Raw genomic sequence first — 25,984 nt, 5'->3', positions numbered from 1 at the left:
TGGTTTGTTACCCCGAATATAAGCACATTCTTGTTTTTCAGAATATTTTTACAAGACTATTTTATATGTGACCTTAGCATCCATGCCATTTTCTCATGAGTTTCCATTAAACCGGTTATGAAATCACTGGTACCATAATCTTTAAGATCAGTATAAAAATCTATATTTTCTCTCAGGAATATAATAATGCTTTCGTGATCAATCAGCAGTTCTTTAATGAAGCCAATACTATCATTAGCTTCACTTTTAGTTTCTGTAAGTTGGGTAAGATTCAGGAAATCTTTCAATGTAGCAGGTGCATAATGGCCTAAAGTCCTTATTCTTTCAGCAACACTGTCTATGATTTCGTCCAGCTCACCATATTGTTGTTCAAAGAACAGGTGTTTATTATAAAAGTCATATCCTTCCACATTCCAGTGAGCATTCCTTGTTTTTGTATACAGTACATATTCATCTGCAAGTAATTTGCAAAGTTTTTGGACTCCTGTATTTCTATTTTCGGTAGTTATTCCAATCTTAGTTTCCATGTTTGTAATTTTTTTTATACTATAAGCCATAATGTTGCCAAAAATGTAAAATGTTTATAATTAGAGGTTAGAGCTGTTTGAATAAAATTCGTAATTACGATATATCGTAAATTTATGAACAGTTTTTGTAATATCTGGATTAAAATTTAATTTGCATTGTTGCTCCGGTAAACAACATATCTTTTCCGGTACCTGCAGCCTTAAGAAAATCTCCGGCTTTAAACCAGGTTGCCTCAACACGGAAATACAAATATTTATTTGGCTGGAATATGATTTCGCTTTCAAATTGCTCACCTATTTGTTTATCGGTGCTTGCATCTCCCGGATAAACCATAATTGTGTTTGGTCCATAAATGCCATCCTGGCTGCTATACCGCCAGAACATATCATAATCCAATACCCAATTAAGATTTTTGGTAAGTTCAAAGTTTAGTGAAGGATGTAAATCAACAAGGTTAGAAGGACCGATTACGGAGGCTAGTCCAAAATAAGCCCCCCTTGGAAATAATGGGTTAAAAGTTTCTAAATTGTTATCGTTTTTTGTTTTATCGCCACTTATCGTTTCAACTTTTAAACCAATTTCCGGATGTAAAACTACCGATGTGATACGATAACCTGTATTTAAGGTAACAGTCCAGGCTTTTATGTCTTTTACATCTACAGTTCCAAACTGATAAACTGCTTCTGCATCATAACGCCAGTTATCATATTTCCCCCAGATGCGGGTTCCTAAAGAATGTCTTAATTCTTTTCCGTTTGCATCATCAAAATGAGAGTTGGCCCTTTTGTAACCTAAATAATATAAATCGATATTCTTTATTACAGGTATCTTATTGATAACTATGTAGCTTCCCCAAAACTGTTTTTCCTTATTTGATGTGTCATCAAAAATTCCATCTTCAGCTACTACATAATGACTGTAGAAAAGATCGGCGTGATAATTTTTAAAACCGGCTATCGCTTTTATAGCATCAAAAGATTGTCGGTTGTTTGGGCCTTCACGTAAAGCCACAAGGCGTTGTGAACCATAACTAAATTCCTGCCTTCCTGCCCTTAAAATTAATTGACGGTCTTTCTCTGAAAATACATTCAAATCAACAAAACCCTGATGCAATTCTAGAGGGTTGCTCTCAACCGGGCTCGGATCTAATCTGCCACTGGTATTACTGCTTTGGAATTGTACAAAAGCTCTAAAGTGTTTGCCTGCATGAAAATCGCTATGCAATAATAAACGGTTAAGTATATAACCATCAGCATCTTTAGGTTCATCTCCCCATTTTTCATTCTTAATGTAGAAATATTGATACCGAACCTCTCCGCCAAAGCTTAGAAATGTTTTTCCTGAAGAGGTGAGGGGGATGTACTTTGCCTCTGTGTACCAGTCTTTTTTAATTGTATCATTAGCCAAAACAGAATAGTCTTCTTCAAATCGCATGGATTTAAACTCCGGATAGGATTGTGCATAGCTTTGCTGTATAATAGTGAAAGCAAGGATGCTTAAAAGTATTAGGGTGATGTTTTTATTTTTCATGATAATCTTTTTAAGATTCTTGTATTGAAGCCGAATACCTCTTAATCTAATCCGGAGGCTATATTTATTTACTTAAGAAAAAGTCAAGTAAGTCTTTTTGTACCTGTGCAGTATTTTCCTGAACCAGCCAGTGTCCTGAGTTTGCAATTTTTGACTCGGTTACATTTTCGGCTACTAATTTGGAATGATCTTTTAGGAAAGCGGCTGCAAAATACTCTCCACCCATGGCTAATAAAGGTGTTTTTATTTTTCTCTTCATGAATATAAGATTGTCTTTTCCATCCTGAGGAAATGCACCAAACCATTTAAAAGCGGCTGTGGTTCCGCCCGGAACAGCATAAGCCCTGATAAATTCTGTAGTTTCTTCTGGTGTAAAAGGTTCTTTTACATGACCTACTACAGGCCAAAAGTTAGTTAGGAATTCTTTTTCTTTACCTTTCACGATGTCACCTGAAGCGGGCCATGCAAAAAAGCCAAACCACCATGCGGATGCAGAAACCGACGACCAAACCGGCTCAACTCCCGGTAAAAGGGCATCCATAAGCGCTACTTTGTTTACGCTGTCTTCATATTGGGCAACATAGGCATAGGCAACCATTAGTCCTATATCATGACCGGCCAGGTTTATCTTTTTATATCCCAGTTGATTTACAAGTTCATGGATGTCTGATGCCATTGTTTTTTTATCATAACCTCCTTCGGGTTTATCTGATTCTCCGACACCTCTTAAATCGGGAGCGATTACTGTAAAATGTTTTGACAGTTCCGGCAGTAATCTGTTCCACATATACCAGTTTTGTCCAAAACCATGTACCAATACAAGCGGTTCGCCTTTTCCACCTATTACATAATGTATCTTAATACCATTTACCGTAGCTGTTTCATGCTTAAAGTTTTCAGGTGGATTTGCAGGTGCAACTTGTATAGTATCGGTTACTATTGCATTTGTATTTTCCTCAGTTGCCGTTTCTGCTTTTTTACTACAGGAAATGATAGAAAGTAATAAAAAACAGGATAGTAAAATAGTAAAGGCTTTTGTCTTAAAATTGAAGACTCCAGAGAGATTTGATTTAGTTTTCATAATTAAAAAGATTTAGTTGTTGATTAATATGTAAGGATTTGTCAGATGTTGTTTATGTTACTACAAACAACTGCTATTTGCCTTACATACAACTATTTATCTAAAATCATTCTTTTTAATTAAGTGTTTGATTGTTAGTTCTTTAAATTTTAATCTAATTTTTTTAATTACGATATTTCGTGAAAAAATGTTGATGTTTATTATCGGAATGTAGCTTACTCTTAAGATGTTGGTGTTTTATATTTCAGTACTTTATCCAGATAAAGAAAAAGAGCGGCTACATTTTAAGATAGCCGCTCTTTATACTGAATTTAATTATGATTAAGCTGTTTTAAAGCCTCCATATTGAGCCTTTAAAAGGAAGTATCCATTCTTTATGTTCAAATGATTCCGGTATATGTGAAAGGTCTGTTTCAGGATTAATATAAAGGGTACTCAATCGTCCGTTGAGGGCAACATAACATTCAACATTTACAATGGGATCATACATTCCCAGCGATTCATAATGGTCATGTAAAAAATGAGCATATTCCAGTATAAAATCGGGTTGAAACGCCATTTGCTTTTCCTGAAATCGTGTTAGGTAATCCTCATTATTTACATAAATGCTTTTCCCTGTTTTCCTGTCTGTAATTTTAAACTGTGCGGAGCCGGCTTTTTCCATGAGCATAACTCTCCATGAAAATCGAAATCCTTCTTCGGTCCAAAATAATTCCCCCGGATATAAAATATACCGGAAAGGAAATGATAACTGAATTACAAGAAAAATTCCCAAGAGATAAAGGCTCAAGCGATAAAGTGACCTGAAACGGGGAGCATAAATCTGTTGGGTTTCTGCTAGCTTTGCAGGTAATTTAAAAATTTTGGATAAAAATTTAAGTACGTTCGTATGCAAACTGTTACTGAAAAAAATCAGTGAACAAACTATCATAATATATGGAAACATACCGATAGGAAACAATAACGAAGTCATTAAATGAAAAGAAAGGACCAATAAAAAACCTAATAGTCTTGTTCTTCTGTTTATAAGAAGAAATACGATAAAGAGATCATATACTGCTCCAAAACAGCTAAAGGTGTAGTGTACCCAGCTTTTCAACATTAAAGGACCAATAACGGGTAAGTTAGCATGAGCTGTAAGCCATATTTTTAAAGGCATTGCATTAACAAGCCAATCGGAGTTTAGTTTTGCAAGACCGGCATAGAAATAAACCATAGCCAGTAAAAGCTTTAAAATGTCAATAGTCCATCGTGGTATTTGTCCAAATGACCGTACTGGATTCCTGTAGGCATCTACAGAAAAGTAATTGCCTGCCGGAAGGAATATCATCACAAAGCTTATAACCGATACGAAATAATAATGGTTAAGATAGGTTGTCTTATCCATAAGTTCTATGTAAGTAAAACTTAGAAAGAAAATTATGGCTGATATTCTGTATTTATAACCTATACTGATACCAATGGCCGCAAGTGCACAAATTAAAAATATAACATAAGTATATACCCCGATGGGCTTTATCCAGCTAAATCCATAGTAAGTAAAATGAAACCCCGGCTCAATATAAAATTTATCGATCCAGTCATTTAATGCAAAACGTACAAGCCCCAATAGCATCATAAATCCAAATGCAAGCCTGAAAAAAGCCAGTGTTGAGGCATTTGTATATGAATTAAGATATTCTTTGATACGGTAAACCATTTTAGTAAGATTTAATTTCGGCGTAACAGTGTTAGCTTATTTATTGACTTATCGGTTTTTAAAACTGTAATTGTAACGTTGCATAATATGTTCTTGGAGCAGAAGGAATAATTCCGGGACCGGGATATCCGGTAGCTCTTCTCGTAAAATATTTATTATCGGTTAAATTATTTATACCGGTTTCCAGCTTAATCGATTTTGTAAAGATATAAGAGAAAGAAAGGTCCATAATATGGTATGAAGGGATTTGACCAATAATTCCGTTTTGATTTTTAACGTCTAACGGAGCATTTGTTGCGTCGGTATATTGATCACTCAAGTAAGTTAACTGCAGGTTAGACATAAATTTCTTATAGCCAAAAGACATTCCCGTCTTTAAGTTAACAAGTGGAATAAATTCAACTTCATTACCAACTATTCCTGATAATCTTGATTTTGTATATTTTGATTTTGTAAAGGCTGCATTTACAAAGATATTCCAGTTGTAATTTTCATTCTGTTCATTAAAGAAAGTTTTTTGCAGGCTAACATTAGTGAAAAACTCAAGTCCGTACATAAAAGCATCACCAACATTTGTTCTGTATTTTACAGGTCTTTCATCCTCAGATTCCGGAAAAATTTCGTTATATCGGGTTATTATCTGTCCAATCCTGTCATTATAAGCAAGCCCAAAAGCGCTTATGTCATAGTTAATTTTGTTTGATATTTTTCCTCTTATTCCTCCATCAAAAGTATAACCTTTCTCATCACTAAGATTCTTGTCTATTACATAGGAAGGTTCTATAATTCGTAAGTCGTTAAAAGTTATCGATCGGTAATTTTGCGAAAAGTTAGTATAAAATTCGAGGCCGTCAACAGGTTTGTAGCTTAGCCCTGTTCCCAGTAGTACAAAAGAGCGGCTAAGATTTTTGTTTTCATTTGTTGTCTCATCCAGTATAACATTGCCTGCAAAGTCAAGGTTTATTGTTCTGTATGAACCAATAGCCTTGGTGTCAATATACTCGAATCGTATGCCAGGAGTTATTGTAAACTTTGAAGTTATTTTAAAAATATTTTCTCCGAATAAAGCTATATTTTTATTGGGATAGGTGTAATCTGATTGATTTTTGTAATAAGGAAACTCATCTGTTGCGTAATTAAAATTAGCATCACTACCTGAACTTCCCGGACCTTGTTTGGCAGTATTATGTGCATCATAATATTTGGCTCCCAATACAAAAGCATTTTTATTACCAAAGAAATTATAGCGATGTAATAGTTTAGTTTCAAAACCCCAGTTTGAGAATTTTCCTGTGATAAGATCACGTACCGTGCCTGGAGTATCGGCATCTGATACCCTGTTTGATCTGTAACCGACTGTATTTCGTTGTGCATAAAGGCCAAACAAATTAAAGCTTAAGTCGGTTGATGAGTTAAACTTGTGCTTAAATTTAAGCGTCATAAGGTTCCAGTTTACTTCAAACCAGTTCCTTTTGCGGTTACTCTGCATAGGATTTTCTTCAAACATTGTGTCGCTAAGGCCTCCCGGTTGTTTTGCCAGGTAAGTGAAGTAGGTATAATCTAAGCTAAGACTGGTTCTTTCAGTAAATTGGTAATTAAAATTCCCAAAATAATTATGGGACTTAAATTCTGAATTAGGTTGGAATCCGTCACCTTGTTTATAATTGTAGTAGGTATAATAACTGAATTTGCCTACTGTGCCGCTAAGACTTGTAAAATTGGTTATAAAGTTATAAGATCCAAAAGTCTGGCGTGTTGTCACTTCCATTTTTTTGTTGCTTACCGGTGTTTTCATCTTAAAGTTTACTAATCCGCCAAACTGAGGACCATATTGTAATGAGGCGGCTCCTCTTACTACCTCAATACGGTCAAGACCTTCGGCTGGAGGTGTGTAATAACTTTCCGGATAACCCAATATGTCAGCACTAATGTCATAATTATTCTGGCGGACATTAAAATAGGCTGAACGGTTAGGATCCAGTCCTCTACCTCCTATGTTTAGCTGAAGTCCACCATCATTACTTTCATAAATGTTTAAACCTACAACCTGAGAAAATACCTGTCGGGCATTATTGGCAGCCATATTTCCCATTTGTTTATTAAGTACAACTACTTCTGTTTTTTTACCTGCATATATTGAAGTTCCTTCAATATCTTTCAGTCTTGTAAGTCCCAGTACCTCATTGCGTCTGTCTTCAATAATAACTTCTGATAGTTGTATCAGTAACGGTTTCATTTGCACTGTAATTTGCTGACTGGAAGACGCGATTGCAACTTCAATTGTAGCAATATCAAATTGATCAGATAAGAATTCAAGCGTATATTTTCCAGGCTTAAGATTTGTAAATACAAATTCACCCTTATCATCTGTTTTAATAAGTTTATCTGTGGTACGATTGTATACTTCAGCTTGAGGTATGGGGTGATTTGTATTTTGATTAATTACTTTTCCTGACAAATTGTATTGGGCAATACAAGCTGTAGTTGAAAATAAAAAAATAAAGTACAGGCAAAAATCCTTCAGTTTCATTTTTATAGAGGTTTATGCGGACTTTATAAATTTTACTTTTAAGAGGAAGGTCCGCAAACAGGTGGCAAAAATAATACGAAAAGCTGCCAATATCTGACAGCTTATACGTTTTTTTGATTATAGTGTGTATTCTCGTGTATTAATCACCATCGGTATCAACATAATCAACTGATATGCTCATTGCAGACATCATATCTGTTTTCATGTATGTAACATTGCGTTGCATTTTATCGTATGCCGTAAGCATCTTGTTATTATCGGTTAGTACTTGTTGATAAAGATTCTCCTGCATATCCATTATAGCTGTATAGGCTTGAGAATATTGATTATCCATAACCTCACTAAGAGGTGTTTCTGAGTCTGATCCGTATCCTTGTGTTTTTAAAAAATCAAGATAAGAGGCCAGAGAAGGGCCTTTAGTAGTTGCGTTAAAATGTTTTCCATTAAAGAAGTCCCAACTAGCTTGCAACCCATTCAGAAGAAGTTCTCTGGAATATACTTTACTGTAGAAACCTTCAACTTTTTCAGGAAGTGGAGCTGTAGAAAAGCGACCTGCAGGTATACCTACTTTTCCGGTTCTAACGTCTCTTTCAAAATATTGCACATAGGCATTAACCATTTTATTTACGCTTCCTGTGGCTGAGTTATCTGTTTTAGAGATAAAAGTATTTTTAAAGCTACCATTCCAGTCATTAAGTACTGCACTATTCAGGTTTACAAGCTTATCAACAACTGCAGTCAGGTAGCTCTTGTAGTTATTGGCAAGAGCATTTTCAGTATAAAATGACAGAACATCAGTGTCAGAAAGACCGAAAAGTAAATAATCTAGTGCAGGAAATCCTTGCGCCACATCATTTCCCGGGCCTTCAAGGGTTACATCACCATTACCGATTTTGGTTGTAATCAGAGTAGTGTTTGTAGGGTAGGTATTACAGAATTTGGTGAACTGTAATTCTTCGGCTTTTCCAATATTATACATAGCCGAATATTGATATGCTTTATACGCTTCAAACCATGCTGATCTCAAATCTTCAAGTCCTGATGTAGTAGGTTCTGAAGTAAAGTTTACTGTAGCTGTTTTTAGTGCTGCTAATTTTTGGTCATAATTTTGTATTGCAGGTACAATTAAATTATTAGCCCAGTTTTGTAGCATTGTACCTCTGTCATATTGATCAGATTGTCCCTGAGAAGAATCAGATGAACATGAAGTAAGAAGAATTGTAAAAGAAAAAAACAGAATCAGTTTTTTCATGAAAGTCGTATTAAGTGTTGAAATTTTAAAAAGAAAAAAGAGGGCATTAGCTGCCCTCATAATTTATTAGTGGCTACCACCTTCGTGGATTGCTTGTTCAACTGTAAAGCCAAATCTTTGAGCAATTGTTTCCATTAATTCTGTAGCTTTTTGAGAAGTATAATTAGCATCCCAAAAACCATCAGTTCCTCCTAAAAGAGTTTCCTGAATATTTTTTACTTCCTGTGCTGTAAAGTATGATGTATTTTTTGCCGGATTATTAGTGTAGCGTAATCCGGTTATAAAGCCATATGCTTCAGAAAGTGCGTGGAAAGCTTTAACAGTCTGTGTGTTATCTCCAGATAGTAAAGCTTTACCTTCGTTTAAGTAGTAAACTGCTCTAACTGCCCCAACTTTAGAAAGGTTTTCCTTTATAATTGCGATTTGAGCATTTCTGGTAGTATAATCTTTATTTACGATAGCTGCTCTACCTTTAATGAATGCATTTTTAATGTTGGCAGTTATACCTTCAAAGAAAGGGTTACCGTTAACAGTGTTCAGGTAGCTTTCCCAAAAATATACTTTTGTTGTACCGTCAGTATTTGTTGTTTGGTAACCAAAGATGTAACCATAAGCCTCATCCCATTTATGCTCCATGGTAGTATAATTTTTTCCGGCCTCTAAAGTACCTGCATCGTTAGCAAGTTTAGTTTCATCGAGAACGGTTATACTTAAGTAATTATTTAAGGCCTGATCCATAAAGCAAGCACCCATAAGACCTTTGATTATTGCCTGGTTAGGCTCAAGCCCTTTACCGTTTACAAGTCTTTTTCCATCTTCAATAGAACCAGCTGTACCCGGAGTAGCTGTTGTAGCATAATTAGCCGCTGCTTGTCCCATTTCTGTAAACAATCCGTCGAAAGAAGCTTTAATTTCAGCAGCTTCTACAGAGTTTGAAGCAAAATAATCAGCAGATGCAGCTGTTTTATCTCTTAACTGCTTGCCGGAAGTGTTAAGTGCTTCTTCAGAAAATGGATTATTTGTATTTGAAAACATGTTTAAAACCAGATTGTTATCAAATGTTGGAAAACCTGCTTTATTTTTTGAATATGCATCAAACTCCAATAGCATTTTTAGTCTGGTAGTCTGTCCGGAAAAGTCTACAGTACTTTGTCCGTCTCTTTCAAAAGTATAGGTGGCAGGAATGTTGTATGACGGTTCATTTGATGACGAATCGTCATCTGAACATGATGCTAGTGCTAGTGATGCTGCAACAGGCAAAACATAAAAAAAGATTGATTTGAATCTCATTGTCTTATTTAGATTAATTAAGTTTGGAGTGCAAATATATAAAGGTTTTTTGAAATCCAAAAGGTTATTTAAAATAAATCTAAATAATTTCAAACCGTTGTTTTGTAGTTGTTTATGGTTATTTTGTTTCAGTTAAGCAAGAATAAAAAAACGTTTATTGATAGAGTAAAAGCAAAGTTTTTGAGTACTGATTGTATGCGTTAGTGGAAGTTAATAATAGTCAATGATAAAGTATTTACAATCGGATTAAATGTTTTATAAGTAAAATCTTTAAAAATTTAATATTTCAAGATTAGAATTTCTAATCTGTACATTAAATCTTTCTAATGTTAGTGTTTGCAGGCATTTTTCGTTTTTTTTGGTACATCTTTTGCTTTAGGAGTGCTATGTTGAAAAAAATAAAAAATGGTGTATTCGGGAAGTGCCTTCGTGTGGTGCTGATTGGCTATTTTTTATTGAATAATATCAACATATCAGCCAGTCTGGATGGTATCATTGCTAATAATACTGAAAGCCATTGTTTAATAGGTAAAACCTGCCACATACTTAAAAAGCTTTTAAAACCCGATACTTTGTTAGAAGAACTGGAAGATTATGAAACCAGTAAAACTAAAACTGACAAAAGTACCAAGGGGTTTCAACTTGCCGATTATCTGGTTCCGGTTTATACTGCTTTGCCTTGTAATTATTCTATTAATGAGGGTGATAAAAAAACTCATAATTATAATCTGGTAATTTCACCTAATTTCTATACTAAAATACATTTACCTCCTCCGGAGTTTATTTTATAAATACTTTTTTCAGAACTTTATAATGTTAAAGTTTTGGTATACCCATATTTAGGGGTATGCTCCCAAATATTATTCTATTTATAAATTGATTTATGACTCCATTTCAAAGATTTTACAATCTGCTTAAACTAGATAAGCGGGATGTATATCAAATAATTTTTTACGCGGCCTTTGCAGGTCTGGTTAATTTATCATTGCCACTTGGCATACAGGCTATCATTAATTTTATTCAAAGCGGGCAGTTAAGCGTATCCTGGATAATACTTGTTATTTTGGTTACTTTTGGTGTTGGCTTTGGCGGAGTTTTGACAATTATGCAATTACGCATTGTTGAGAATCTTCAACAGCGGATATTTGTTAGATCTTCATTTGAATTCGCGTATAAGATGCCTCTTATTAAGTTCAAAGAGATGTATTCAAACTTTGCTCCTGAAAAAGCTAATAGATTTTTTGATACGCTTATGGTTCAAAAAGGTACGGCAAAATTGCTCCTTGATTTTTCTACAGCTTTTTTGCAGGTAGGTTTTGGAATCATACTGTTAACGCTTTATCATTCTTTTTTTATGGTGATAGGTTTGTTTTTTATTGTTATTCTGTACATAATATTTAAGTTTTCGTATACAGATGGTTTAGATACAAGTTTAAACGAATCTAAGTTTAAGTATAAGGTAGCTGCATGGCTTCAGGAAATAGCACGCAACCGTGAAAGCTTTAGGAAAAAGAATGGTTTTGATTATGCTCTTAGCAGAAATGACAAGTATGTATCTGACTATATAGATTATCGGGAAAAACATTTTCAGGTAATGAAAAAACAATATGTACATCTTGTAATTTTTAAAATACTTGTTACCGCTGCTCTTCTGTCAGTTGGTGGTTTTTTGGTTATTCATCATCAGATGAATATTGGTCAGTTTGTTGCTGCAGAAATTGTTATCGTTCTTTTGATCAACTCTGTTGAGAAGATAATTTTCGGTCTTGATTCTTTTTATGATGTACTTACCTCTGTAGAAAAAATTGCTCAGGTTACTGATATGGAAATTTCTTGTGTCCCAAAAATAGCCAACAAGAGTGAAAGTGGAATAAACATTGAAACTGAAGGAGTAGGATATAAATATCCTGACTCTGACAAAAAGGCGCTTAAAAATATTAATCTCAAGATATCACAGGGAGAAAAAATTATACTTACGGGTAGTAATGGTGCAGGAAAAAGTTCTTTGCTTAGACTTCTTGCAGGCCTTATTGAGCCTGAAACCGGTAGTGTATATATAACTGATAATTACATGAACCGTCTTGACGAGGATAATTTCAGGGCTCAGGCAGGTACTTTTTTACAGGCAGATACTCTTTTTGACGGTACTATTCGTGATAATATACTTTTTGGAAGTAAAGGTGTTAACAATGATGATTTAAAATGGGCTCTTGATAATGTACATCTTACACCTCATATTAAGACTTTTTCTAATGGATTGGAAACACATATACATCCCGGAGGTGGACAGCTCTCTGATTCTGATGTGCAAAAAATCCTTTTAGCAAGGAGTATTGTAAATAAGCCAAATATTCTATTTCTGGAAGATCCTATAAATAAGATGGATGAAGTAACTTCACGAAGGGTAGTTGACTTTTTATTGTCTGATGAAAATCACTGGACAGTAATAGTAGCTTCAAAAAATAAGATATGGAGAGAGGGAAGCAGCCGTATGATTACAATGGATGAGGGGAAAATAATTAACGACATTAAACTGTAAACACTATGCTTAATATATCTAAAGATAATCATGTACTGATAACTCCGTGTGATTATTCCTCAATTTCTAAGGTAGCACGCAGGCCTGAGTATAAATTTCTTAACAGGATTATAGTGGGTTTTCTCTTGTTTATAGTTGGATGCCTTTTCCTGCCATGGACACAAAATATATCGGGTTCCGGATCGGTAACTACTCTTAAGCCGGATCAAAGGCCACAGACAGTTCATAATGCTATTGCCGGTAGAATTGAAAAATGGTACGTAAAGGAGGGAGATTATGTGAATAAAGGGGATACTATACTTTTTATCTCTGAAATAAAAGAAGATTACTTTGACCCAAACCTGGTTTCTAATACAAAACAGCAGGTAGATGCCAAAAAAATGGCACTGGATTCTTATGGAGACAAAGTGAATTCGCTGGAAGTACAGGCGCAGTCCCTTGCTAAAGAAAGACAGCTTAAGTTACAGCAGGCACAAAATAAAATAAAGCAGGCTCAACTTAAGATAAAGAGTGACAGTATGGATCTTGAAGCAATAAAGACTCAGTTGAAAATTGCTCAAACACAGTTCAATCGTTCTACAGCATTGAATAAGGAAGGCTTAAAGCCTCTTACCGATGTAGAGCAAAAAAGATTAAAACTGCAGGAAGCTGAAGCTTATATAATAACACAGGAAAATAAACTTTTAAGCAGTAAAAATGAGTATATAAATGCTAATGTTGAAATTAACCGTATTAATGCTGAATATGCTGAAAAGATATCTAAATCGCGTAGTGATAAGTTTACGGCTCTAAGTACACAATATGATACCGAAGCGCAGGTAAACAAACTCCACAATCAGTATGTAAATTATAATATAAGAAGTGGACTTTACTATATCACTGCACCCCAAAGCGGTTATGTTAACCGTGCTTTATTGGCCGGATTGGGTGAGACTATTAAAGAAGGTACATCTGTAGTTAGCATAATGCCGGCAGGATACGATATTGCCGTTGAGACATTTGTAGACCCAATAGACTTGCCGTTGGTACACAGAGGAGCTGAAGTAAGGGTTTGGTTTGATGGATGGCCCAGAGTAGTATTCTCAGGCTGGCCGGGTTTATCTTACGGAACTTTTGGCGGACGCGTTGTGGCTATAGAAAACTTTATCAGCCCCAATGGAAAATATAGGGTGCTTATTGCACCTTCAGGTAAAGATAATAAATGGCCTAAAGAACTTAGTATAGGTGCAGGAGCACAAAGCATTGCGCTTTTAGAAACCGTACCGGTTTGGTATGAAATATGGCGTAACCTTAATGGTTTTCCGCCTAATTTTTATAAAACAGATGAAAAGGCTGATGGTAAAAAAGAAAAGAAATAATGAAGAAAGGTTTTATATTATTTTTTCTGTTCTTAATAGTTTTTACACCGCTTTATGCTCAACAATTAAATTCAGATGAGCTAAGCTATAGCGAATTTTTAGGGTATGTAAAAAAGTACCATCCGCTATTAAAACAGGCAGGAATTGAAGTTAGCAAGGCGGAAGCAACTTTAATGGCGGCGAGGGGTGGTTTTGATCCTAAAATAGAGGTGGATTATGATAAAAAAGAGTTTAAAGGAACAGAATATTATTCGCTGCTTAATAGTAGCTTCAAAATCCCTACATGGTATGGGATAGAATTTAAAGCCGGTTTTGACGATACTTCAGGGCAATATATAAATCCTCAAAACCGTACGCCAGAGGCTGGATTGACATCTTTGGGTATCAATGTGCCATTAGGACAGGGATTATTTATTAACCAACGGATGGCTGATGTAAGAGAAGGAAAATTGATGCTGAAGTTAGGTGATGCAGAACGCAAGCTTAAAGCTATTGAAGTTTTATATAAAGCAAGTGAAGCTTATTTTGAATGGAAACGAAGTTATTCTGAAGCGCAACTGTATAAAGATTATATGGAGTTTGCTAAAACACGTTTCAGAGGAGTACAGCAATTGATTGAATTGGGGGATTCGCCGGCCATAGACAGTATCGAAGCAGGGATAACAGTAAAAAGCCGTGAACTGAATCTTGAAAATGCAAACTTAAAACTGGGAAAGGCAAAACTAAAATTATCTAATTTTTTATGGATTGAGAATGTTCCGGTTGAACTGGAAGCTAATATAATACCGGAGCAGGATCTCATAAAAACACTAGAAACAACGCTACAGACAAGTGCATTGATGGGAAAATCTGATGTGCTTGATTTTCATCCAAAGATTCAGGCTATGGAAACAAAACTATCAATGCTTGAGATAAACAGGAAATTAAAGGCTAATATGTTATTGCCGAAACTGAATGTGGGATATAATTATATTTCTGAGCCTGATTATCTCAGCAGTTTTAATGCAGATGACTATAAATTCAACTTTAATTTCAGCGTGCCTGTATTCCTTAGAAAAGAACGGGGAAATCTTAAGTTGGCTAAACTGAAAATTAAAGACATGGAGTTCGATTTAAGCCAGCAAAGGCTGGAGCTAAAAAACAAGATTAAATCGCAGCAACTTGAAATAGAATCACTAAAAAAGCAAAAAGAGGTAATTGATACGCTTGTCGCTAATTATACCGCGCTATTGAATTCAGAAGAAAAACTTTTCTCATTTGGAGAAAGTTCGATGTTCCTTATCAATTCAAGGGAAAACAATCTGGTTAACACCAAACTATCGCAAATAGCTTTGGATTATCAATATTTTACATCCAATGCTGAGCTTTTCAGGATTATGGCTAATCCTGATTAAGCCCCTTTATTTAATGAATTTAAGAGTCTAAACTCATAAACAAACACCTGCCATTTACGGCGGGTGTTTTTTATTAATCTAACTTCTATTTAAACAAATAAAAGCGTTACTGACTTTTGCTAAAAAGTATGAGTTAATTATTCTTTAATACAGAGATAACATTTTGCACTATCAATCAGTATAAGTTTGCAATTCTTATCTAAATACTAATGAGTCTTAAGCTTTCTTTTCCTATACTGATTTGTGTTATAATCGCTTGGTTTTTTCCATCATTCCACCATACTCAGGGTGATTACTATTCAGATGATTTTCGGGATATAATTGTATCTCAAACAGATTTATTAAACCAAGAAATCATTAGTTTAAATAATGTGGCTGTTTTATACAGACAAGGCGATGGTACGCTAAAGCAGTTAAGACAACAGTTAATAAAAACAAGGTTAGCTTTTAAAAGAACAGAAGGTATTTTAGAATACTATTTTCCGAAACATATAAAATCTTATATAAATGGTGCTCCTTTATATCACCTGGATCCATATCCTGTAAAAGAAGAATTTAAGACTAATAATTATTACGGCATCAGCCCTGAAGAATATAGTAAAACCCTGCCTATAGATCATCTAAACACTGATCATTATCGTGGAGCTCAAAGGGTAGTAGCACCTGTTGGACTGCAGGTACTTGATGAAACTGTCTTTGCAGATGGTGATGTTGATGCAATAGAGGTAGTAAAACTGACTGCAGCACTGAAAGAAACCTATACTGTACTGGTTGAAGCTGTAAAAAAACGTAATTACTTCTATGAGCATGAAATTATGGAAGCTACACGATTAGAACTTGTTCGTATTTTTACAATGGGGGTTACCGGGTTTGATACACCTGGGTCGCTTAATGCGATGGAGGAAGCTGCGGCTTCACTAAGGGGTATGCAGGAGGTTTTAAAGCCATTATTGCAAAGGCTACCTGAAGCAGAAAAACAGCAATTGGAACTGAGTATAAAAACTGCTGTCACTTATCTGGAAAAAAACCATGACTTTGACAGTTTTGACAGGCTTACTTTTTTAATGGAACATATTAATCCGTTATATGATTCTTTTCGAAAAATGCAGATAAGTCTACATATAAAGAGTACACAGGAAATTAGCGGTGAAACATCTTCATGGAATGCATACAGCAAGGGGATCTTCGCTGAGGATTTTCTTAATCCATACTATTATACCTTACTTAAAGAATCGGATGACAGTGAAGCATTACGTAATTTGGGGAAACAATTGTTTTACGATACATCGTTGAGTAATAATGAAAAAATGAGTTGTGCATCGTGTCATCGTCCTGAAATGGCTTTTTCAGATGGTGTTGCTAAATCATTGGCAAGTGTAGAAGGCAAGAGTGTGTTACGTAATTCACCATCATTGATAAATGTGGTTTTCTCTGACAGGTATTTTTATGATTTGCGTGCTGTCGATCTTGAAGAACAGGGTGAACACGTTATTGAAAACCATCTGGAATTTAATACGAACTTTCCTGAACTCATCAAAAAGTTAGGTAACAATACTATCTATAGAGTTTTATTTGACAAAGCATTTGGTGCAAATGCAGAAATTAACCGTTACCGTTTCTCGGCTGCCTTATCGTCTTATGTAGCGTCACTTAGATCATTTAACAGTAGCTTTGATCGCTATGCGCGTGGTGAGGTAAAAGATATTTCTGCACAGGTTAAACTCGGCTTTAATCTTTTTACCGGTAAAGCAGCATGTGCAACCTGCCATTATGCTCCTACTTTTAGCGGGCTTGTACCTCCATTATACCATGAAAATGAAAGCGAAGTGCTTGGTGTATTGGCAAAGCCAAATACACTTGATGTAGATCAGGATTTTGGAAGAATTGGCAATATGATTACAGAAGATTATGAAGAGATATACAGAGGGTCTTTTAAAACCATGACAGTGCGAAATGTAAAACTGACGGCTCCTTACTTTCATAATGGAGCATACAATACACTCGACGAGGTTATTGATTTTTATAATAAAGGGGGAGCGGCAGGCCTTGGTCTTACCTATGAGGTGCCAAATCAGACACTTCCGCCTGATCATCTTAATCTTTCTAAAAAGGAAATTACTGCTCTTATCGCTTTTATGGAGTCGCTGACTGATAATCCGGGAACTGCTTATTCTAAGCAGTAATAATTATTAATGTTAAGTAAAATCGTACTCTTCTTAAGCTTAAGGTAATAGAGTAGTTTTAGGTTAATTTAATATTAAAACTTATATTTTTGGATATTATTCACTAAAAATGCAAATTTGATAAACTTGTGGTTTTTGCGACCATAATATTTTTGAGAATATTACATCTGGTTATAATCTTAGGTAGAATTTTTCTTTATTTCCTCAAAGTTACCTTAACATAAAACTCCCTTAATTATCATTTTTGGGTAATGCAACCTTAAAATGCTTTATGGGATTGCGGGCATTTGGCAGCGCTACTTTTGGCGCTTTAATAATCATTAATTTTTCACAAATGCCAAACATGAAAAAGAATTTTCTCTTTTTAAGTTTATTGTTTTTCCTTGGGGTGAGCTATAGCCTGCAGGCTCAGATCATTCCTGGAGATTCAATTGTGTATGGCCCCATGATGAGCCCGCCTTATAACAATAAGGTAAGGGTATGGGTGCTTACCAAAAACAACACAGGCTCCGGAAATGCTTTGTCCATTTCCATGTCTGAAAATGCTGCACCGGGCACTCTTCTAACAGGTACGGCTTACAATTCTGATACCCGTTTAGGGTATAACCTACGCTCTTTTGAGTACACTAACCTGTTGCCTGGCGGTAATTATACTGCTAAGGTAATGGTAAATGGTGTTGCTTCAAATAGAGTGGCAACTATCAGAAATGAACAGGAGATCATAGATGATTTTGAGTTTCTTTCTGGCGGCTGTGGTAGAATATACGACCTTTCACGTTGTATAGACATACCGGAGTCCGCGACACATATTAACGGTGACCCGAACATGTTTAACGTTATGGCGCAGGAAGGCAGCGACATGATGGTATGGTTAGGTGATGCCGTATACCTTTTAGGTCTTCAGCATGCTATGGGGCAGTGTCCTGACGGTGTTGATGACTGGGCAAACAAAGACATGGCGTTTGCACGTTACATGTTCTACAGGGATTTTCATGACAACCTGACTAAGGCTATGCCTCAGCTGGCTATTACAGATAATCATGACACTGGACCTAACGAGTTTAACAAAACAATGCCAACGTTAGGTGAAATGAAAGAGATATTTAAAGACTGGTGGCCTAACCCGGAATACAAGAGTACTCCTGAAGGTCCCGGGCTTTTCTCTTCGTACAAGTACAAAGATGTTGAGTATTTCTTACTTGACAACCGTAGCTACCGCGATGGTACTCTTGCTCACCTTGGTCCTGATCAGATGGTGTGGCTTAAAGGTGCACTTTTAGCTTCTACAGCTAAATTTAAAGTGCTTATTAACGGTACACCATCATTTGAACGTAACTGTGGTGGAAGAAACTTTTGTGCAACAACACAATCTGCAGAACTTGTAAACTATATCCGAGATAATAATATCAACGGTGTGTTATCCCTAAGTGCTGATATCCATGAGCAAAAGTTCATGATACGTGAAGGTAGTGATGTTAAATATCCGCTTTATGATATCTTGTCTGGTAACCTTAACTCTGACATAGGTAACGGTCAGCACAATGTAAACTACGGTAGCGACTACCTGATGACAGGTGTAAAGCAAACGTATTTGAGAATTAATGTTTTTGGAGCAGAAGATGATCGTAGAATGAAAGTTGAATATGTGGGGCCTACAGGAGTTCCATATTTTGAGACAATCATACACGAAGACATGCTTACAAGTCAGAATGCTGATGCGCTTAAACTTCAGTTAGACATGAGTAATTCTATTACTGATGCATCGACTTACAATCATGTTATTACTGCAACAGATGTAGCTTATGTAAACGATAGGGAAGGTTTAGCTAATGAAGCAGTAAGCTTTGGGCAAAATACTTCGGTAAGTATTCCGAGTGCACTTTCTCTTAATTTCCATAATCGTCCGTTCAGTCTTGCGTTTTGGGTAAAACCAGAAGCTTTCCAGTCTAACGGTTCTACAATAATTTCTAACGGTTCTGCCGGAACAGGTGTTTCTTTTGGATTGGATGCTAATGGTAAGTTAACCTACAAAGACCATGCAACTAATACAACTTATACAAGTCAGTACAGCTTACTGCCACATACTTGGGCTTATATTGTATGGAAATATGATAATGTCAGGAGAAAACTGTCTCTATATTACAATGGTTTTGTTATCCAGTCATGGACTAACGTAATCTCTCCGGTTGCATCTGCATCTGAAATAAAAGTAGGTAATAACTTTGAAGGTAAAAAATTCATTGGTGCTCTTGATAAATTGGTTCTTTACGGAAGAATTATCTCTGATGAGGCTATTCTTACTGAAGCTGATTTTGAAACTACACGAGGAGAAGTACTTAAAGTAGCTGGAGCTCCGCAAATGGCAATCCCAGGATCGGTAATTAATCCTTTATTAGCTAACAACTTTACAATACAGTTTTGGGCTAAACTTAATGGTGATCCGGGTACAAACTTTAAAATGCTTGCAAGTAACGGAAGGGTAAATGGTAACTCTACAGGTATATCTTTTGAATTCCCGGATAGCAATAAGCTTAATGTGGTTATTGGTAACAATGGTTCCGGATGGAACACTATTTCTGAGCAGGGTGCTGCATGGAATGTAGGAGAATGGAATCAGGTAACAGTTACTGCTGTTAATAATGGACAGCTTAAATATTATGTAAACGGTGAATTTGTAGCGCAAACTAACTTTACGCAATACGTGGGTAACAGTTGGGGTCTTGGTCTTGGTTACAGTCCGGCATATACAGGTGCTGTTCAGGCTGAACTTGATGAGCTACGCATCTGGCAAAAAGCACTTACTCCAGAAGAAATTAAGCAAACAATGCATTATGCTCTTGAAGGTACAGAAGAAAACCTTGCATTGTATTATGATTTTGCCCCTACAACAGAAGGTGCAAATACTATTACAAGTAAAGGGAGTGTTCCTCATGTTGTTACACTTAACGGTGGTACACTTGCTCCTGCGACTTCGCCGGTAGCTGTTATGCCGGCTGATTACCAAACTACAGTAAAAGGTAAATGGAGTAAAAACAACGCAATGAACGCTGCTGGTCTTTCAATGCCTGATAACATTACTAATTATGCAAGTAATGTAGTTGTGGGTAAAAAGAATGATGCTACTCTTGATGCAGTTCCTGGAAGTTCTACACTTTCTTATGCTAAAGGTGGTTGGAAAATTGATCCTGTAAGCACTCCATTTGCTTCAGTAAAAATGAATCTTTCAGAGGTTCTTGCAACTAAATTTGATTCGGTTGCTAATGTGGCAGGTAAATATTACCTTCTTAAGAAAGAAAGTGATACATCTTATCTAGACGTTAGCGAAGGTGATTTTGACGGACAAAATGTTACTTTCCACAATGCAAACCTTACTGAAGGTGAGTATTTCCTTGGATGGGATATAGCAACCTTTAGCTTAGGCAGAGGGGGAGCACTATCATTAACAGGCGGTCACGTTGTTACTATACCAAAAGCTGATATCAATCCTACTTTATCAGGAGAGTTTACTTTAGAGTTCTGGGTAAACATGACACAGGATCCGGGTAGTAACACGCCACTAGTTTCTAACCATGGCAGGGTTAATAATAATACTACCGGACTTTCAATTGAAATGCCGGATAACAACAGTGTATCTGCTGTATTTGGTACAAACACGAACAACTGGAACAACATTAATTCAGGTACCCAGCTTATAGTAGGCGAGTGGAACCACGTTGCTGTTACTGCTAAACCGGGAGAGAACATTAAACTTTATCTTAACGGTGAGCTTAAAGCAACCAGTGCTTACACTGGATTTGTAACTAATACTAACTGGGATTTTGCCATTGGAAAAAGTATAAACTACAATAGTCAGACTATTTCTAAAATGGATGAATTCCGTATTTGGAATAAAGTTAAAACTGCTGAAGAAATTAAGGCACAGATGCACTATGGCATTAAAACAACAGATAACAATCTTGTTTACAACCTTACTTTCGATCAGGAGGATAACGGAATAATTGATAATACTGGTACTCAGGTTAATGATGTAACTTACACAAGTGCACAAATTATTGATGCGACAAGCCCTGTTGCCGATCTTACAGAGGCTTTCCCTAAAGTGACAGGTAACTGGAGTATTAAAAACGAAACTGATAACGGTTTATATGTTAAAGCTGATATTGACAGTTTCTCATCGAACCTTATAGCAGGCCGTAATACAGATAGTACTGTATTGCCATTAGGAACTGTTGAAAATACATCTTATGTAAAAGGAGGTTGGAACCTTAATGCTCTTAGCCTTGAAACGGCTACACTACAGGCTGATCTTTCTAAAATATTTGCAAATCCTACACAGATAGATAACCTTGCCGAGCAGTTTATGCTGATAAAAGGTGATCCGGAAAGTAACTATCAAACGGTAGCTACAGGAGTGTCTGTAGATGGTAAAATTGATTTTGAAAACGTAGCTCTTACTTCAGGTAACTATTATCTTGCTTTTGAAACGGATGTAAATTCGGTTATTGCACAGCAGGGTGGTACTCTTGAATTAGGTCAGGGACACGAAGTGCTTATACCTAAAGAAGGAGTTAACCAGGCACTTTCAGGTCCGTTTACAATTGAGCTTTGGGGTCGTTTAACACAAACAGCCGGAGCAAATACAAAACTTGTAGGTTTCACGAGTCTTACAGGTGGTAACTTTGGTTGGGAAATGGAATTCCTTGATAACCAGACTCTTCAAACTATTATGGGTAAAGGTGCTTCAGGAGGCTGGAACAGTCTTAACTCTACAAAGGTATGGGCTGTTAATGAATGGAACCACGCTGCTGTTACTTATACACCGAATGGAGAATTCAAATTCTACATTAATGGTGAATTGATGAGTAGTATGCCTGTAACCCATTTTACGCCAAATGCTAATAACCTTGCATTAGGTAAAAACGTAGCTAATAACTCGCCTACGAGAAGTACAATAGATGAGTTCAGGATATGGACTAAAGCTAAAACTATCGAAGAGATACGTGAGGATATGTATCTTACAATGCCTGAAGCTACAGCTAACCTGCCTTATAACTATACCTTTAATCAAGATGATAACGGTTTTATCGTAAATAGCGGTTCGCAACAGGTTGAGGTAGCTTACACTAATGCACACATTATTCCTGCTACGGCTCCGGTAAGAGATATGGAGGCTCCGTTCCGAAATAAAGTTACCGGTAACTGGAGTGTTAAGAATGATGACAGAAATGGTCTTTTCCTTGCTGATGTTATTACAAGCAAAGAAAATAACGTTGTTATAGGTAAACAGCTTGGTGGAGAAGTACTTCATATTCTTAATGAAACGGCTAATGATACACTTTACCTGAGTACACCTTGGAAAATGGCTTCGCTTTACATGGATCAGGGTTCTCCTAAAGCAGATCTTTCTAAGATTTTTACAAATCTTAATGATGTTCAGCTTATTGCCCAAACCTATTTCTTATTGAAAGGTAATCCGGCTGAAGCTCTGGAAATAGCTGCCACAGGTACTAAAGTTGGTAATATTGTTACTTTTGGCGAAATGCCACTTGATGGTACACCTGTATACCTTGCATGGAAAAACGAACCGGAATATCCGGTTGGTAGTTTCCCAATTGCTGCACAAAGCATCTGGAAATATAATGATAGTGGTGCTGATCTTGGAACTGACTGGAGAACTAATGCGTATGATGATTCGGCATGGTTATTTGGTAACGGTATCCTTGGGTATGGTGATCCTAACCAAAATACTACACTTAGTTATGGTGCTGATGCACAAAACAAACACATCACTACATATTTAAGACATACTTTTAATGTTGAAGATGCTTCAGCAATAGGAACTCTTAAATTTAAAGTACTTAGAGATGATGGTGTAGTTGTATATGTAAATGGAGTTGAAGCTTTCAGAGACAATATGCCTCAGGGAGAAATTACATCTTCTACAATTGCACTTGCTGCTGTAAATGATGCTGCAGAAACTACATTCTACGAATTTACTACTGATAATTTGTTACAAACAGGAGAGAACGTTATTGCTGTAGAGCTTCATCAGGCAGCAGCTAACAGTTCAGATCTTGGATTTGATATGGCGGTAGACTTTAATCTTCCTCCATTAGCTCCGGCTGCTTACCCGTTACCTAAAGGTTCTGAATGGACTTATCTTGATAACGGTATAAATCAGGGTACTGAGTGGACTAATCCTGTGTTTAATAACACTGAATGGAAAAAAGGAATTGCACCTCTTGGATATGGAAATCCAATGAACACTGTGGTGTCTTTTGGCCCTGATTCGGCAAATAAATATATTACTACTTACTTCTCAAGAGATATCCAGATTAACCTTTCTGAACTTACTGATATGGTAAACTTCGGACTAAGGAGAGATGATGGTGCAGTTGTTTATGTAAATGGTACAGAAGTTATAAGAGACAATATGCCTACGGGTGCTATTGATTATCTAACACACTCTGTAAACACTATAGATGGTGCAGATGAAAAACGTTACTACGTTTATCAGGTTGCTAAGTCAGCATTTGTTGATGGTGTAAATAGAATATCTGTCGAGATGCACAATCGCGATCAGTCAAGTTCTGATATAGGTTTTGACCTTTATGTTCAGAATACTGAAGATCTTACTGTGAGTTGCGATGAGCCTCATATTGGCTGTTTCACATCTATTGCACCAACAGCTCAGCAAAATCATCTTATAATTTCTGGAGATCACCGTTTCCAGCTGATATTTAAAGAAGGAACTCCTTATATGACAGGAGGCGGTAACGTTCCTGGAAACCATGACTTTGCAGCTTATATTGGTATCAATGGAAGTAGTACTAACGGATACCTATCAGTTAACCAGGAAAATACTCCGGGTGGTGTGTCTATGCTTAATCTTCATCTTGATGAAACTCAGGATCTGTGGGTTGTAGATAATTCAAGAGCGGTTGATTTATACAACAGTAACCTTGTAACAACTTCAAGAAACTGTTCGGGTGGTGTAACTCCATGGGGTACTATTGTAACCAGTGAAGAGGATACTGCTTCAGGTGATGCAAATGGCGATGGCTATCAGGATCTTGGATGGCTAATAGAAATTGATCCGGAAACGGCTCAGGTTAAAGAGCACGGAAACGGTTATCAGGAGAAACTATGGGCTATGGGTAGAATGAACCACGAGAACGTAGTTATCGCTGCCGATCAGAGAACTGCTTACTATGGTGAGGATGGAGGAACACATTGTGTTTATAAATTCGTTGCGGACACACCAGGTGATCTTAGCGCAGGTAAGGTTTATGTACTTAAACTTGATCTTCCGTTATCTGATGATGAGCCAAGTTCAGCTACAGCTACATGGGTACAGGTACCTAATGCTACTAAAGCAGATCGTAACAACCTTAATACTGTAGCTTCAACTCTTGGAGGTACTAACTTTAACGGTGTTGAAGATTGCGAGATTAGCCCGCTTAATGGTATGATCTATTTTACATCTAAAGGTAAAAACCGAGTTTACAGATTTAAGGACAATGGTGATACTATCAGTCAGTTTGAAGTATTTGCCGGAGGTAAGAATTATAATATTGAAACTGCAAATGGTACTATGAGTGAACCATGGGCAGATGGAAATGATAACCTTACTTTTGATGATAAAGGTAACCTTTGGGTACTTCAGGACGGTGGTCTTAACTATATCTGGGTTATTCGCCCTGATCATGAGCAAAGCCATCCTAATATTAAACTGTTTGCTTCTATGCCGGCGGGTGCAGAGCCTACAGGACTAAACTTTACACCAGACTTTAAATATGGTTTCTTCTCTGTACAGCATCCAAACGGAAATAACGCTGCTCAGCAAGATGCTACATTTGGTAACGTTACATTTAACGCTTCGGCTACAGTGGTGTTCTCATTAGATAGAGATCTTGGAGCGCATACTCCTGTAGCAGATTTTACGGCTAACGTAACTACAATACAGGAAGGTGAAACAGTAACGTTTACTGACCTTAGTACAAACAACCCAACATCATGGGCATGGACGTTTGAAGGTGGTGAGCCGGCTACTTCTACAGAAGCTTCACCTACTGTAACGTATAATGCTCCGGGTACATACAATGTAAGTTTAATTACTTATAACATTGCTGGTACAAGTGCTGCTGCTGATAAAGCAGATTACATACTTGTTGAAGAAGTACTTGGTATTGATACACCAAACCCACTTAAAGGTATGGTAACAATGTATCCTAACCCTACTGATGGAGCTGTTACTATTGAAGTTAATAATGAAGCAGGTAACGATGTTATTGTTGAGGTATTTGATATTACAGGCAGAAAAGTGTCTGAAACAAAAGGCCAGTCAATAGCAGGAAACCAGAAAGTTGAACTTAACCTTTCAGGAGTTGCAGGTGAGCAGGTGTTTGTTGTCCACGTACACGTGGGTGATAAAACAGGAACTTACAAACTACTGAAAAAGCAATAATAGTTTAGTTTAGGAAATTTGTTTTTTGAATGAGAGGGCCGGCAGTAATGCCGGCTCTTTTTTTATGTAAAATCAGGTAATAATACGCAGACAGGCCTTGGAACATTTTTTTAGTTTTACATACTAACTGTTT

The 25,984-nt window shown here is 36.4% G+C and carries 13 protein-coding genes; 6 read left to right on the top strand and 7 right to left on the bottom strand.

What is annotated here, in order from left to right; genetic code table 11:
- Positions 1-56 precede the first annotated feature (56 nt).
- The 7 genes from DEU42_RS09290 to DEU42_RS09260 form a co-directional block, all read right to left on the bottom strand.
- Positions 57-527 (bottom strand): Dps family protein, encoded by a 471-nt coding sequence (locus tag DEU42_RS09290; protein WP_114758085.1) that lies wholly within the window; start codon positions 525-527, stop codon positions 57-59.
- Between the two features lie 139 nt (positions 528-666).
- Positions 667-2,058, bottom strand: a complete 1,392-nt coding sequence (locus DEU42_RS09285; protein WP_114758018.1) for an alginate export family protein — start codon at positions 2,056-2,058, stop codon at positions 667-669.
- Positions 2,059-2,122: 64 nt separating this feature from the next.
- Positions 2,123-3,139, bottom strand: a complete 1,017-nt coding sequence (locus DEU42_RS09280; protein ID WP_114758017.1) for an alpha/beta fold hydrolase — start codon at positions 3,137-3,139, stop codon at positions 2,123-2,125.
- A 331-nt stretch (positions 3,140-3,470) separates the two neighbouring features.
- A complete protein-coding gene (locus tag DEU42_RS09275) occupies positions 3,471-4,838 on the bottom strand; it encodes an HTTM domain-containing protein (protein WP_114758016.1) in 1,368 nt (455 codons plus the stop codon).
- 58 nt (positions 4,839-4,896) lie between these two features.
- Positions 4,897-7,368: a TonB-dependent receptor gene (locus tag DEU42_RS09270; RefSeq protein ID WP_114758015.1), complete on the bottom strand. Its 2,472-nt coding sequence runs from the start codon at positions 7,366-7,368 to the stop codon at positions 4,897-4,899.
- 139 nt (positions 7,369-7,507) lie between these two features.
- Positions 7,508-8,620 carry an imelysin family protein gene (locus DEU42_RS09265; RefSeq protein ID WP_158537871.1) on the bottom strand — a complete coding sequence of 371 codons (1,113 nt, stop codon included), beginning with the start codon at positions 8,618-8,620 and terminating at the stop codon, positions 7,508-7,510.
- A 66-nt stretch (positions 8,621-8,686) separates the two neighbouring features.
- Entirely contained in the window at positions 8,687-9,910 is a 1,224-nt protein-coding gene (locus DEU42_RS09260; RefSeq protein ID WP_114758013.1) for a DUF4856 domain-containing protein, read from the bottom strand.
- A 386-nt stretch (positions 9,911-10,296) separates the two neighbouring features.
- Here DEU42_RS09260 and DEU42_RS09255 point away from each other — a divergent pair, with 386 nt between their 5' ends.
- The 6 genes from DEU42_RS09255 to DEU42_RS09230 all read left to right on the top strand — a co-directional run bounded on the left by DEU42_RS09255 (position 10,297) and on the right by DEU42_RS09230 (position 25,851).
- A complete protein-coding gene (locus tag DEU42_RS09255) occupies positions 10,297-10,701 on the top strand; it encodes a hypothetical protein (RefSeq protein WP_114758012.1) in 405 nt (134 codons plus the stop codon).
- A 92-nt stretch (positions 10,702-10,793) separates the two neighbouring features.
- Positions 10,794-12,449, top strand: coding sequence for a peptidase domain-containing ABC transporter (locus tag DEU42_RS09250; RefSeq protein ID WP_114758011.1), 1,656 nt, complete (start codon positions 10,794-10,796; stop codon positions 12,447-12,449).
- 5 nt (positions 12,450-12,454) lie between these two features.
- The gene (locus tag DEU42_RS09245; protein ID WP_114758010.1) at positions 12,455-13,807 is read left to right on the top strand and encodes an HlyD family secretion protein; all 1,353 of its coding nucleotides are present in this window, start codon (positions 12,455-12,457) and stop codon (positions 13,805-13,807) included.
- Entirely contained in the window at positions 13,807-15,201 is a 1,395-nt protein-coding gene (locus DEU42_RS09240; RefSeq protein WP_114758009.1) for a TolC family protein, read from the top strand. The genes DEU42_RS09245 and DEU42_RS09240 overlap by 1 nt, the downstream gene beginning before the upstream one ends.
- A 209-nt stretch (positions 15,202-15,410) precedes the next feature.
- A complete protein-coding gene (locus DEU42_RS09235; protein WP_114758008.1) occupies positions 15,411-17,384 on the top strand; it encodes a cytochrome-c peroxidase in 1,974 nt (657 codons plus the stop codon).
- A 343-nt stretch (positions 17,385-17,727) separates the two neighbouring features.
- Positions 17,728-25,851, top strand: coding sequence for a LamG-like jellyroll fold domain-containing protein (locus DEU42_RS09230; protein ID WP_158537870.1), 8,124 nt, complete (start codon positions 17,728-17,730; stop codon positions 25,849-25,851).
- Positions 25,852-25,984 lie beyond the last annotated feature (133 nt).

Source organism: Flavobacterium sp. AG291, from assembly GCF_003350375.1.
Lineage (GTDB): Bacteria > Bacteroidota > Bacteroidia > Flavobacteriales > Flavobacteriaceae > Flavobacterium > Flavobacterium suzhouense.
The sequence above is the reverse complement of the archived record's forward strand: the minus strand, read 5'-3'. Positions and strand labels throughout refer to the sequence as shown.

Bases quoted from the DNA above. Each gene is read 5' to 3' on its own strand.
- DEU42_RS09270 (WP_114758015.1), bottom strand. From the start codon at position 7,368: ATGAAACTGAAGGATTTTTGCCTGTACTTTATTTTTTTATTTTCAACT.
- DEU42_RS09240 (WP_114758009.1), top strand. From the start codon at position 13,807: ATGAAGAAAGGTTTTATATTATTTTTTCTGTTCTTAATAGTTTTTACA.
- DEU42_RS09235 (WP_114758008.1), top strand. From the start codon at position 15,411: ATGAGTCTTAAGCTTTCTTTTCCTATACTGATTTGTGTTATAATCGCT.
- DEU42_RS09275 (WP_114758016.1), bottom strand. From the start codon at position 4,838: ATGGTTTACCGTATCAAAGAATATCTTAATTCATATACAAATGCCTCA.
- DEU42_RS09285 (WP_114758018.1), bottom strand. From the start codon at position 2,058: ATGAAAAATAAAAACATCACCCTAATACTTTTAAGCATCCTTGCTTTC.
- DEU42_RS09245 (WP_114758010.1), top strand. From the start codon at position 12,455: ATGCTTAATATATCTAAAGATAATCATGTACTGATAACTCCGTGTGAT.
- DEU42_RS09265 (WP_158537871.1), bottom strand. From the start codon at position 8,620: ATGAAAAAACTGATTCTGTTTTTTTCTTTTACAATTCTTCTTACTTCA.
- DEU42_RS09290 (WP_114758085.1), bottom strand. From the start codon at position 527: ATGGAAACTAAGATTGGAATAACTACCGAAAATAGAAATACAGGAGTC.
- DEU42_RS09260 (WP_114758013.1), bottom strand. From the start codon at position 9,910: ATGAGATTCAAATCAATCTTTTTTTATGTTTTGCCTGTTGCAGCATCA.
- DEU42_RS09230 (WP_158537870.1), top strand. From the start codon at position 17,728: ATGAAAAAGAATTTTCTCTTTTTAAGTTTATTGTTTTTCCTTGGGGTG.
- DEU42_RS09250 (WP_114758011.1), top strand. From the start codon at position 10,794: ATGACTCCATTTCAAAGATTTTACAATCTGCTTAAACTAGATAAGCGG.
- DEU42_RS09280 (WP_114758017.1), bottom strand. From the start codon at position 3,139: ATGAAAACTAAATCAAATCTCTCTGGAGTCTTCAATTTTAAGACAAAA.
- DEU42_RS09255 (WP_114758012.1), top strand. From the start codon at position 10,297: ATGTTGAAAAAAATAAAAAATGGTGTATTCGGGAAGTGCCTTCGTGTG.